Here is an 11,367-nt window from a genome sequence, read left to right as displayed (position 1 = left end):
AGATGGCCTGCATGAGCAATATCTGATATGCCGTAAAAAGGCCATTCTGGCGGGTTTTCCTGCCGATTGGGAGGTTGTGGGGCATGTTTCTCGTCAGCGAGGCATGCGCGTTTCAGGAGAAGAGCCATGCTTTCACCGGAAATGACAGAGCGACATAAGGCGCCGGCACTGGGTGCCGTCGATACATCCGAGCCTTTCCTGCCGATGGAGCTTCTGGAACTGGAGCTCTCGCTGGAAGACTATACCGGCGGCGAGGCCGGCTTCTGCGAAGCGGTGCGGACGGCTGCCGGAAAGGCTGGCGGCGAATTCCTGTTCGACCTTCCGGCTGCCGGGTTGATCGACGATTGCCGCCGCATCGCGGTGCTGCGCGTTCCAACGTCCGGGTCGGACATGCGGGTGGTGCTTGCCGTTCTCGATCGCGACGGCATCGAGATCCGCATGCAGGCACCGGACGACGAGACCGTGCATCTGGTGCGGTTCGCCGATGCCTTCATCGAGGTTCTGGAACGAATCTGATGCACCGCGCGTTTTCCGCTGCGGATTGATGTGGAGTTGACGCGGCCCGGCAAATCGCCTCATGTCGGCAGCACCGCTTCCCGCACCGGAGACTGTACCATGCGTTTTTCCGCCCTTCCCTTCACGCTCGCAGTGCTGGCGATCGGCCTTTCGGCCTGCCAGACGATGACGCCTGAAGAGCGGCGCGCCGCCGACGAGCGGCAGTGCCTGAGCTACGGTTTCAAACCCGGCACCAGCGGCTTTGCCACCTGCTTGCAGCGGATCGATCTCGACCGGCGTGCCGATGCCCGCGCCTTCCGTATCCAGGCCGACGAAAACTTCGACGACTTTATGACCGGGCCGCGCTACTATCCGCGTTACTACTATCGCCGCTAGTACCGGTCTTAGCGACCGCCGTTGATGGCGGCCTGCGCTGCCGCCAGCCGGGCGATCGGTACGCGGAAGGGCGAGCAAGAGACATAATCGAGGCCGATCCGTTCGCAGAAATGGATCGAGGCGGGATCGCCGCCATGTTCGCCGCAGATGCCGAGCTTCATGTCATTGCGGGTGCGCCTGCCGCGCTCGGCGGCGATGCTGATCAGCTCGCCGACACCATCGAAATCCAGCGAGATGAAGGGGTCATGCTCGATGATGCCCTTGCGCTGGTAGGTCGGGATGAAGGCCGAGGCATCGTCGCGCGAGATGCCGAAGGTGGTCTGCGTCAGGTCGTTGGTGCCGAAGGAGAAGAATTCGGCGGCTTCGGCAATGGTGTGCGCCCGCAGAGCCGCGCGCGGCAGCTCGATCATCGTGCCGACCAGATAATCGATCTTGATATCAGCTTCCGCCATGACCGCCTTGGCGATCGTGTCGATCCGATCCTTGACGTAATCGAGCTCCGAGCGGAGGCCGACGAGCGGCACCATGATTTCGGGGACGACGGCGGCGCCGGTTTCGTGAGCCGCAGCGATCGCCGCCTCGAAGATGGCGCGGGCCTGCATCTCGACGATTTCAGGATAGGAGATGGCGAGGCGGCAGCCGCGGTGGCCGAGCATCGGATTGAACTCGTGCAGCGCATCTACGCGCTGGCGAAGCGCCAGGGGCTCCATGCCCATGGCCGCGGCCACATCGGCGATTTCCTCATCCGTCTTCGGCAGGAATTCGTGCAGCGGCGGATCGAGCAGGCGGATGGTGACCGGCAGGCCATGCATGACGTTGAACAGGCTGGTGAAATCCAGCCGCTGCATCGGAAGCAGTTTGTCGAGCGCCAGGCGACGGCCCTTCTCGTCTTCGGCAAGGATCATCTCGCGCATCACATGGATGCGGTCGCCTTCGAAGAACATGTGCTCGGTACGGCAGAGCCCGATGCCTTCGGCGCCAAACGAGCGGGCCGCGCGGGCATCCGCCGGGGTGTCGGCATTGGTTCGAACGGTCATGCGGCGAACGCGGTCAGCCCAACCCATGATGCGGCCGAAATCGCCCGAGAGCTCCGGCTGGATCATCGGCACTTCGCCCTTCAGCACCTGACCAGCGGAGCCATCGATGGTGATGATATCGCCCTTCTTCAGCGTCACGCCGACGCCGATCAGGCGTTCGTTGCGCAGATCGATGCGCATGGTGCCGGCGCCGACGACGCAGGGAATGCCCATGCCGCGGGCGACGACGGCCGCGTGGCTGGTCATGCCGCCGCGTGTCGTCAGGATGCCCTCGGCGGCGTGCATGCCGTGGATATCTTCGGGGCTGGTCTCGACGCGCAGCAGGATGACCTTGCGCCCCTCCTCCTCGGCTGCCACTGCCTCTTCGGCGGTGAAGACGATGGCCCCCGTCGCAGCCCCCGGCGATGCCGGCAGGCCGCTGCCGATCACCTGGCGCTGGACGCGCGGATCGATCGTCGGATGCAGCAGCTGGTCGAGCGTCGAGGGCTCGATGCGCAGCACCGCTTCTTCCTCGGTAATCAGCTTTTCGTCGACCATATCGACGGCGATCCGCATGGCGGCGCGTGTCGAACGCTTGCCGGAACGGGTCTGCAGCATCCAGAGCTTGCCGCGCTCGATGGTGAACTCGATGTCCTGCATGTCGCGGTAATGGGCTTCGAGCTCGGAACAGATACGGGTGAGCTCGGCAAAAGCCTCCGGCATCAGTTTTTCGAGCGACGGACGCTCGGAGCCTGAGTTCAGGCGTCCATCCTCGGTGATGCTCTGCGGCGTGCGGATACCGGCGACGACATCCTCGCCCTGCGCATTGACCAGGAATTCGCCGTAGAAGGACTTTTCGCCGGTCGATGGATTGCGGGTGAAGGCGACTCCGGTCGCCGAGGCATTGCCGAGATTGCCGAAGACCATGGCCTGGATATTGATCGCCGTGCCCCAGACTTCGGGGATATTGTGCAGCATCCGGTAGGTTACGGCACGGGCGCTCATCCAACTGGCGAAGACAGCGCCGACAGCGCCCCAGAGCTGGACTTCCGGCTCCTGCGGGAAGGCTTCGCCAAACTCTTCCTCGATCATGTCCTTGTAGAGCGAGACGACATGCTGCCAGTCGCCGGCCGACAGCTCGGTATCGTATTCGTGGCCGAGCCGCGCCTTTTCGTCTTCAAGGATTTCCTCGAACACCTCGTTGTCGAGGCCCATGACGACATCGGCATACATCTGAATGAAGCGGCGGTAGCTATCCCAGGCAAAACGGGCGTCGCCGGCATCGTGGCCGAGCGCCTGCACCGTCTCGTCGTTGAGACCAAGGTTGAGGACAGTGTCCATCATGCCCGGCATCGAGACGCGGGCGCCGGAGCGCACGGAGAGAAGCAACGGATGATCAGTGGCGCCGAAGCGGCGGCCGGTGGCCTTTTCAATGCCTTCCACGCCGGCGCGGATCTGTGTCTTCAGATCATCGTCGAGCTTGCGGGAGTTCTTGTAATAAGTGGCGCAGGCATCGGCGACGATCGTTAGACCGGGCGGCACCGGCAGCCCCAATGCGCACATTTCGGCAAGGTTGGCGCCCTTGCCGCCCAGCACGTCACGATCACGCGCACGGCCTTCCGCCTGCCCGTTTCCGAACGTATAGACCAGCTTAAACATATTTCCCCCGCCTCATTCTCCGGGACCACCTTAATCCCTTGGTCCGGAAATGAAAATCGACAAATACGGCAAAATGTTGCACCGCACAATCAATGCAGCACATCAAACCGTTTGAATGTGGGGAACGCATAAAAAAAGCTTTGCGGGACTGCAACAACGGTCCCGCAAAGCCTTATTTCCGTCCAGCCAGGAAAACTGGACGGGGGGTCCACCTATGCCATCAAGCCCGGTTTTGCCCTCGTCCCGGAGTTGTCAGCATTATCCAACATGCGCGACAGAAATCGTTTTTCGGCGATCTCCTCATTCGCTAAGGACAACTTCTAATGCAAAAACAAGGGGAAAGCATCACCCAATTGGGTTAACGTATGAGCAAGACCCTAACTTTTTTGGGGTTTTCTCGAAACGCCTTTGTTTTCAAGCGGTTTCGCGCAGGCGCTCAGCCGTCTGCAGGTCGACGGATACAAGCTGCGAGACACCCTGCTCGGCCATCGTTACACCAAAGAGGCGATTCATGCGTGCCATCGTGATCGGATTGTGAGTGATGATCACGAATCGAGTTTCGGTCGAAGCGGCCATTTCATCCATCAGGTTGCAATAGCGCTCGACGTTGTGATCGTCGAGCGGCGCATCCACTTCGTCGAGCACGCAGATCGGCGCAGGATTGGTGAGGAAGACTGCAAAGATCAGTGCCATCGCCGTCAGCGCCTGCTCGCCGCCAGAGAGCAGCGTCATGGTCTGCGGCTTCTTGCCGGGGGGGCGGGCGAGAATTTCGAGGCCGGCTTCCAGGGGGTCGTCGGATTCGATCAGCTGCAGCTCGGCCGTGCCGCCGCCGAAGAGATGGGTGAAGAGCCGCTGGAACTGGGCGTTGACGATATCGAAGGCGGCGATCAGGCGTTCGCGGCCTTCGCGGTTGAGGCTCTGGATCGCGCCGCGCAGCTTGCGGATCGCATCGATGACGTCGTCGCGCTCCTTGATCAGCGCCTCCAGCTTGTCGCTGAGCTCCTTCTGCTCTTCCTCGGCGCGCAGGTTGACGGCGCCGAGGCGCTCGCGCTCGATCTTCAACCGCTCCAGGTCACGTTCGACTTCGCGTGGATCAGGGATCGACTGCATCGGCTGAAGGCCGGTCAGGCGGAAGGCTTCGTGCGGCGCGACATTCAGCGCCTCGCGGATGCGGCCCTCGCTCTCCTGCCGCTTTTCACGGGCGGAGACCAGGCGCTCTTCGGCGCGGCCGCGGCGCTCCCGGCTTTCGGCAAGTTCGGACAGTGCGGTGGCAGCCTTGTGATCGGCCTCGCGCTGGACGAGCTCGGCGGCGGCCAGAAGATCGGCTGCGGCGCGGCGGGCCTCGTCGGCCTTCTGCAATTCGGTCAGCAGCGCGCGGCGCTTGTCGTCGAATTCGTCCGGTGCCATCTCGAGTTCGGAGGCCTCGTCGCGTGCTTCCTCTTCGCGGTCGCGCAGCGTGGCAATATGGTCTTCGGCGCTTGAGGCGCGCTGGCGCCAGGTTTCACGCTCCTGGCTAATGGCGACGATGCGGCGCTGGCGGGCATCGTTTTCGCGGTTAAGGCTGTCGTGGCGGGCGCGGGCTTCGGCAGCGAGACCGCGATCGGTCGCGACTTCCATCTGCTGCAGGCGCAGGCGCTCGTCGATCGCAGTCAGATCCGGCGCATCCTCGAGCTCGATGCGGGCATTCTCTTCCTGGATGGCGATGTCTTCCTGCTGCGACTGCAGCTGGCTGACGGCCTCGGCCACCACGTCACGGCGGCGAACGAGATCGCCGGAGGCCCGCTCGGCAGCCGCCAGCGCCTCGCGCGCTTCGGCCAGATGACGCGCCGACAGGCGGCTCATGTCGCGGGCGTCGTTCAGCCGGCGCTCCTCGCCGCGGATCGCTTCAGCGGCAACGGCAAGCTGTTCTTCGGCCTCGGCAAGCACATCGCGGGCGATCGAGACTTCGTTTTCGAGCTCCGCCAGGCGGTTTTTCTGAGCGAGCCGGAGTGCCGCAGCACTCGGGGCATCGGCACCGGTGACATGGCCATCCCAGCGATAGACGGCGCCTTCGCGGGTCACCAGACGCTGGCCGGGCTTCAAGTCGCGCACAAGACGATGGGCATCGGCGGCGGCGACAAGACCGATCTGCTTGAGGCGGCGGGTAAGTGCCGACGGCGCCCGCACGTGGTTCAACAACGGGACAGCGCCTGACGGCAGTGCCGGATCGGCCGATCCGTCGCCATTCTCCGACCAGTGCGCGGGAGCCTTAGGATCAAGCGGGGATTCCAGATCGTCGCCGAGCGCAGCGCCCAAGGCCGTCTCGAAGCCGCGATCGACGCGCAGCTCTTCGGCAACCGGCGGGAACTCGCCCGCCGCGGCACCGACAGCCAGCATCCGCTGGATGGTGCGGGCCTCGGTTTCCAGGCCGTTCAACTTAGAGCGCGCCTCATCGACAGGCGCGCGCGACAGGGCTTCGGTACGGCGAGCTTCGGCAAGCGCCTGCTCGACGGCCTGGATGCCTGCCTCGGCGTCGGCAAGGGCGATCTCGCCTGCCTCGACCATGGCGCGCTTCTCTTCCGGATCCGGCAGCGCCGAGACCTTTTCGGCGATCGCCGTCAGCTCGCGGTTGGCCTCGTCCATCTGCCGTTCCAGGCGCATCTTACGATCCGTGAGATCGCGGATGGCGCGTTCCAGCTGGTTGCGGCCGGCAGCCGCTTCGGCGCGCTCTGCTGTCACCGATGTGAAAATACGCTCGCTATCGGCAAGCTTGGCCGCCGCTTCCTCGAAGGCTTCCCGCAACTCCTCTGCATGGCGGCCGGAATCGGCGAGGATATCGTTGATCTCGGCCTCTTCGGCATCGAGACGGGCGAGGATTTCGGCATTGTCGGAGACCAGCCGCTCTTCGCGGCGGATGTCTTCGGCAAGCTGGGCCAGACGGCGGGTCAGCTCGTCGCGGCGGCGCAGGATGCGGTTGGCATCCTCTTCCAGCTGCGTCTTGGCGATCTGCAGGCGCTGCAGCGCGGCGGCGACCCGGGCCTCCCCTTCGCGCAGTTCCGGCAGCTTCAGGCTGGCGATCCCTTGCGTCTTCGCCGCTTCCATCTGCATCTGCGCCTTTTCGGCGACGACGACGGTCGCCTGGTTCAGCGCACTGTCGGCCTCGGCTTCGGTCTCCTTGGCCTGCACCCAGCGGATATGCAGCAGCATCGCCTCGCGGGCACGGATATCGGCAGACAGCGTCTTGAAGCGGTTGGCCTGACGGGCCTGACGCTTGAGGCTCTCGATCTGGCTTTCAAGCTGCGAGGTGACGTCGTCGAGACGCTCAAGATTGCCTTCGGCAGCGCGCAGGCGAAGCTCGGCCTCATGGCGGCGCGAATGCAGGCCGGAGATGCCGGCCGCTTCTTCCAGCAGCTGGCGGCGGGCCTGGGGCTTTGCCGAGATCAGCTCGCCGATGCGGCCCTGCCCGACCATCGACGGCGACCGGGCGCCGGTTGAGGCATCGGCAAACAGCAGCTGCACGTCCTTGGCGCGGCTTTCCTTGCCGTTGATGCGGTAGACCGAGCCCTGCTCGCGCTCGATGCGGCGCGTCACCTGGATCTCGTCGCTGTCGTTGAAGGCGGCAGGCGCGGTGCGATCGGCATTGTCGAGATAGAGTGCGACTTCGGCGGTATTGCGCGCCGGGCGGTTGCCGGAGCCCGAGAAGATCACGTCATCCATGCCGGATGCACGCATGTTCTTGTAGGAATTCTCGCCCATCACCCAGCGGAGCGCTTCCACGAGATTGGACTTGCCGCAGCCATTCGGACCGACGACGCCGGTCAGCCCGCGCTCGATGATGAATTCAGCCGGTTCGACGAAGGATTTGAAGCCGACAAGGCGCAGCTTGTTGAACTTCATGCGGCGCCCTCGCAGCGCGCAAAATAAAAGACGGGCAGCCCGATAGGGCCGCCCGTCAGATCAGAACGGTACGGTTCAGAGCAGGCTGTCGATAAGTGCCGACATGGAGTCAACCGTCATGTCCCCAGCGTAACGCTTGCCGTTGATCAGGAAAGTAGGCGTCGCGTTGACGCCGAACTCCTTGGAGCCCCTTTCCCGCGTGGCGTTCACTTCATCCAGAAGCTTCTGGTTCGTCAAGCACTTCGTAAAGCTATCCTCACTAAATCCAGCAAGTTTGGACATCTGCAGAAGGGCTGCGCGGCGATCGTCGGCTGCGGCCCAGGTCTCCTGCTGCTTGAAGAGCATGGAAACCATCGGGAAATACTGTTCCGGCGTGCTGAGCTTCGTCGGATCGGAAGCGTTGCAGCGGGCCAGCATGAAGGCTGCGGCAGCGGCCGGATCGAACGGGAATTCGCGGATGATGAAGCGGACCTTGCCGGTCTCGACATACTTCTTCTTGATCTCGTCGAAGGTGGTGTTGTGGAAGTGGGCGCAGTGCGGGCAGGTCATCGACATATATTCGACGATCTTGACCTTGGCATCTTCCGGACCGAGCGCCATTTCCGGCAGTTCGCCGGGCTTCAGCACCGCTTCCATGTCGACATCGCCTTCGGGCTGCGGAATTTCGACCGCCGCCTGTGCTGCCGTGGAGAGCGCCAAAGTCGCGCCTGCAGCGGCGACACCGCTCAGGAGCTGGCGTTTCGTCATTTGCATTTCAGAGATGTGCATGGATTCCCCATAAGCAAGAGTAGCGGCTGAATGTGCGATATAACGGCTAAAGGCCGCGAACAAGGCACGCTTTGCCAACTTTCTTCAAAGAATTGTGACCTTGCAAAGGCTAAGGGATGAATTGTTCTTCATCTGACCTGATTGGCCAAGAAATTCTTGATTGATATCATTGCATCAAGAATGATATCATCAGGGCTATGGAGGCGAAAATGTCCGCTATCGTTGTTCGCAATCTGCCTGGAGAAACGCACCGCGCGCTGAAGCAGCGGGCGGCCAAGAACGGGCGCAGCACGGAGGCGGAAATCCGCAGTATCCTGGAGGAAGCGGTGCGGCCAGCCGAGCGGCTCAAGATCGGATCGGAACTCGCCGCATTTGCAAAAGAGATCGGCGATGCAGATCTCACTTTCGAACGTGATCAGACGCCTGTCGACGCCGCGGATTTCGAATGATCATTCTCGATACCAACGTGATTTCGGAGCCCATGAAGCCCGACGCAAACCCGAAGGTTCTGGCCTGGTTGGACGACCAGGCAGCCGAGACGCTCTATCTCACGTCGGTTAATCTCGCCGAACTGCTGGCCGGGCTTGAAATTCTTCCTGACGGCAAACGGAAGGCAGGACTTCATCAGAAGCTTTTGGACTTGCTGTCCCGCCTCTTCGAGGGACGTGTCCTGCCCTTTGACGAACAGGCAGCGATAGAATTTGCGCCGTTGATCGCCAGGGCGCGTAGCACAGGCCGCGTTATTTCAATGGCCGACGGGCAGATCGCAGCGATCGCCAAAACCCGTGGCTTTACGGTTGCCACGCGGGATGTAACGCCATTCGAGGCCGCTGGTGTTCCGATCATCAATCCGTGGGAAATTTGAGGCGCTTACCGCCGCTTCCCCAGCACCGCGGTGCCCAGCCGTTTCATCGCCTCGCGCAGCTTGTCGCCCTCGATGCCCTCCAGCATGCCTTCGAGCTTGCGGGCCGCCTCGCCTTTCAGCGGTGGCGGGGTGCGGGAGCGTTTGCTGGCCTGGGAGACCGGTTTCTGGACGATGCGGATCTGGTGGACGGCGGAGAAGCCGAAGAAGCTGTTGATGCGCTGGATCAGTTCGCCCTGGGCGTGGGTGAGGAAGAGGGCGCGGGCGCCTTCGCAGGCGATCGTCAAGACGCCGGGCTTGTAGGTGCCGTCCTCGCCGCCGCGGGCCCAGGCGATCTTTTCGGGCCGCGTGCAATCGGCAAAATCCTCGCCGGCGATCTCGTCCCAGGAACCGAGCAGCGCGGTGTTGATGCCGGCACGCTTGGCGAGCACCGGATCGATCAGGCCGTTGGCCAGTTCGGAGATCTGCTTCTCACCTTTGCGTGGATAACTCATCGAAACCTTCTGATGCTGCCACCAATCGGCAGGGCCGCCTTGATCCGCGGCAATGCTTCGCCAATTATAGGCCACTCCCCTGCCTCCGGTAAACGATGACTTCAAAGACATTGACCGCGCCCAGCGCAAAGCCCCTGCTCGAATGGTACGACCGCCACCATCGCGATCTGCCTTGGCGCATCTCGCCGCCGATGGCGGCGCGCGGCGTCAAGGCCGATCCCTATCGCATCTGGCTGTCTGAGGTCATGTTGCAGCAGACGACGGTGCAGGCGGTAAAGCCCTATTTCGCCAATTTCCTGGCGCGCTGGCCGACGGTCAACGATCTGGCGGCGGCGCCGAGCGACGGTGTCATGGCCGCCTGGGCAGGGCTCGGCTATTACGCCCGCGCCCGCAATCTGAAGAAATGCGCCGAGGCCGTGGCTACAGAACATGGCGGCATCTTCCCGGATAGCGAGGAAGGTCTGAAATCGCTCCCTGGCATCGGCGACTATACGGCGGCAGCCGTCGCGGCGATCGCCTTCAACCGGCAGGCGGCCGTCATGGATGGCAATGTCGAGCGGGTGATTTCCAGGCTCTATGCGATTTCCACGCCGCTGCCCGCGGGCAAGCCGCTGATGAAGCAGAAGGTGGTGCTGCTGACGCCCGCTGACCGGCCCGGCGATTTCGCCCAGGCGATGATGGATCTGGGCGCGACGATCTGCACGCCGAAGCGGCCGGCATGTTCGCTCTGTCCATTCAACGGATCGTGCGAGGCGTTGCGGCTGCACGATCCCGAGCTGTTTCCGGTGAAGGCGGCGAAGAAGGACAAGCCGGTGCGGCACGGTGCGGCATTCGTCGCGGTCACCGGAGAGGGCGCGATCCTGCTGCGGCGGCGGATCGAAAGCGGGCTGCTCGGCGGAATGACGGAGGTTCCGACAACAGGGTGGACGGCGCGGATCGACGGGGCGACAGGGACAGATGCAGCGCCCTTCCCGGCCGACTGGACGCCCTGCGGCACCGTCATCCACGTCTTCACCCATTTCGAACTCAGGCTGCAGATCTATCGCGTGGCGATCGCCGATCCCGTTGAAATCAATGACGGATGGTGGGAACCGGTTACAAATCTTGAAGCCCAGGCGCTGCCGACGATCATGAAAAAAGCGATCGCGGCGGCTATTCCTCTCGCGTTCAAATCGGTCAAGGAATCATAGATGCCCATCAATCATATTGTCTTCGATATCGGTAAAGTGCTGATCCACTACGATCCGAGCCTGCCCTATCAGCGACTGATCCCCGATGCCGAAGAGCGCAAGTGGTTCTTCGACAATGTCTGCACCCATGACTGGAACATCGAGCAGGACCGCGGCCGCAGCTGGGAAGAGGCCGAAGCGCTGTTGATCGATGCGCATCCGGAGCGCGAAGAGCAGATCCGCCACTTCCGCAAATACTGGCACGAGATGGTGCCACATGCCTATGATGACAGCGTCGTGGTGATGGAAGAGCTGATCGCCCGGGGCCATGACGTGACGATGCTGACGAATTTCGCTTCCGACACGTTTCGCGAGGCGCAGGTTCGCTATCCCTTCCTGACGAAGACGCGCGGCGTTACCGTCTCGGGCGATGTGAAGCTGATCAAGCCGGATGTGGCGATCTACGAGATGCATGCCGACAGCTTCGGCCTCGATCCGGCAACATCCATCTTCATCGACGACACCGTCGCCAATGTCGAAGGCGCGCAGAAAGCCGGCTGGCAGGCCGTGCATTTCACCGGTGCGGACAAGCTGCGCGCCGACCTCAGAACACATGGCGTGGAGATCTGATC

At 62.8% G+C, this 11,367-nt stretch carries 10 protein-coding genes; 6 read left to right on the top strand and 4 right to left on the bottom strand.

Annotated features, from left to right (window positions below):
• Positions 1-126 precede the first annotated feature (126 nt).
• Both AC1DV9_RS15810 and AC1DV9_RS15805 read left to right on the top strand, forming a co-directional pair.
• A complete protein-coding gene (locus AC1DV9_RS15810) occupies positions 127-516 on the top strand; it encodes a hypothetical protein (protein WP_477948954.1) in 390 nt (129 codons plus the stop codon).
• Positions 517-615: 99 nt separating this feature from the next.
• Complete coding sequence (locus tag AC1DV9_RS15805) at positions 616-891, top strand: hypothetical protein (protein WP_477948953.1); 276 nt, start codon at positions 616-618, stop codon at positions 889-891.
• A gap of 8 nt (positions 892-899) precedes the next feature.
• Here AC1DV9_RS15805 and ppdK read toward each other — a convergent pair whose 3' ends face one another.
• The 3 genes from ppdK to AC1DV9_RS15790 all read right to left on the bottom strand — a co-directional run bounded on the left by ppdK (position 900) and on the right by AC1DV9_RS15790 (position 8,210).
• Positions 900-3,566, bottom strand: a complete 2,667-nt coding sequence (ppdK, locus tag AC1DV9_RS15800; RefSeq protein ID WP_477948951.1) for a pyruvate, phosphate dikinase — start codon at positions 3,564-3,566, stop codon at positions 900-902.
• 414 nt (positions 3,567-3,980) lie between these two features.
• Positions 3,981-7,442, bottom strand: coding sequence for a chromosome segregation SMC family protein (locus AC1DV9_RS15795; protein WP_477948949.1), 3,462 nt, complete (start codon positions 7,440-7,442; stop codon positions 3,981-3,983).
• Between the two features lie 75 nt (positions 7,443-7,517).
• Complete coding sequence (locus AC1DV9_RS15790) at positions 7,518-8,210, bottom strand: DsbA family protein (protein WP_112518146.1); 693 nt, start codon at positions 8,208-8,210, stop codon at positions 7,518-7,520.
• A 209-nt stretch (positions 8,211-8,419) separates the two neighbouring features.
• Here AC1DV9_RS15790 and AC1DV9_RS15785 point away from each other — a divergent pair, with 209 nt between their 5' ends.
• Both AC1DV9_RS15785 and AC1DV9_RS15780 read left to right on the top strand, forming a co-directional pair.
• Positions 8,420-8,659 (top strand): FitA-like ribbon-helix-helix domain-containing protein, encoded by a 240-nt coding sequence (locus AC1DV9_RS15785; protein WP_477939484.1) that lies wholly within the window; start codon positions 8,420-8,422, stop codon positions 8,657-8,659.
• Entirely contained in the window at positions 8,656-9,075 is a 420-nt protein-coding gene (locus tag AC1DV9_RS15780; protein ID WP_477948948.1) for a PIN domain-containing protein, read from the top strand. Before AC1DV9_RS15785 ends, AC1DV9_RS15780 begins: the two co-directional genes overlap by 4 nt.
• A 5-nt stretch (positions 9,076-9,080) precedes the next feature.
• Here AC1DV9_RS15780 and AC1DV9_RS15775 read toward each other — a convergent pair whose 3' ends face one another.
• The gene (locus AC1DV9_RS15775) at positions 9,081-9,566 is read right to left on the bottom strand and encodes a DUF721 domain-containing protein (RefSeq protein WP_477948946.1); all 486 of its coding nucleotides are present in this window, start codon (positions 9,564-9,566) and stop codon (positions 9,081-9,083) included.
• A 95-nt stretch (positions 9,567-9,661) separates the two neighbouring features.
• On the opposite strand from AC1DV9_RS15775, the gene mutY reads away from it, so the two are divergent.
• Positions 9,662-10,756 carry an A/G-specific adenine glycosylase gene (gene mutY, locus AC1DV9_RS15770; RefSeq protein WP_477948944.1) on the top strand — a complete coding sequence of 365 codons (1,095 nt, stop codon included), beginning with the start codon at positions 9,662-9,664 and terminating at the stop codon, positions 10,754-10,756.
• Positions 10,757-11,365 (top strand): HAD family hydrolase, encoded by a 609-nt coding sequence (locus AC1DV9_RS15765; protein WP_477948942.1) that lies wholly within the window; start codon positions 10,757-10,759, stop codon positions 11,363-11,365.
• Positions 11,366-11,367: the final 2 nt, after the last annotated feature.

Source organism: Rhizobium sp. 01L410 (genome assembly GCF_056400165.1).
This window is presented reverse-complemented; position numbering and strand designations above follow the sequence as displayed.

Excerpts from the sequence above, each read along its gene's own strand:
- AC1DV9_RS15790 (WP_112518146.1), bottom strand. The coding sequence starts at position 8,210 with ATGCACATCTCTGAAATGCAAATGACGAAACGCCAGCTCCTGAGCGGT.
- AC1DV9_RS15785 (WP_477939484.1), top strand. The coding sequence starts at position 8,420 with ATGTCCGCTATCGTTGTTCGCAATCTGCCTGGAGAAACGCACCGCGCG.
- AC1DV9_RS15775 (WP_477948946.1), bottom strand. The coding sequence starts at position 9,566 with ATGAGTTATCCACGCAAAGGTGAGAAGCAGATCTCCGAACTGGCCAAC.
- mutY (WP_477948944.1), top strand. The coding sequence starts at position 9,662 with ATGACTTCAAAGACATTGACCGCGCCCAGCGCAAAGCCCCTGCTCGAA.
- AC1DV9_RS15765 (WP_477948942.1), top strand. The coding sequence starts at position 10,757 with ATGCCCATCAATCATATTGTCTTCGATATCGGTAAAGTGCTGATCCAC.
- AC1DV9_RS15810 (WP_477948954.1), top strand. The coding sequence starts at position 127 with ATGCTTTCACCGGAAATGACAGAGCGACATAAGGCGCCGGCACTGGGT.
- AC1DV9_RS15780 (WP_477948948.1), top strand. The coding sequence starts at position 8,656 with ATGATCATTCTCGATACCAACGTGATTTCGGAGCCCATGAAGCCCGAC.
- AC1DV9_RS15795 (WP_477948949.1), bottom strand. The coding sequence starts at position 7,442 with ATGAAGTTCAACAAGCTGCGCCTTGTCGGCTTCAAATCCTTCGTCGAA.
- ppdK (WP_477948951.1), bottom strand. The coding sequence starts at position 3,566 with ATGTTTAAGCTGGTCTATACGTTCGGAAACGGGCAGGCGGAAGGCCGT.
- AC1DV9_RS15805 (WP_477948953.1), top strand. The coding sequence starts at position 616 with ATGCGTTTTTCCGCCCTTCCCTTCACGCTCGCAGTGCTGGCGATCGGC.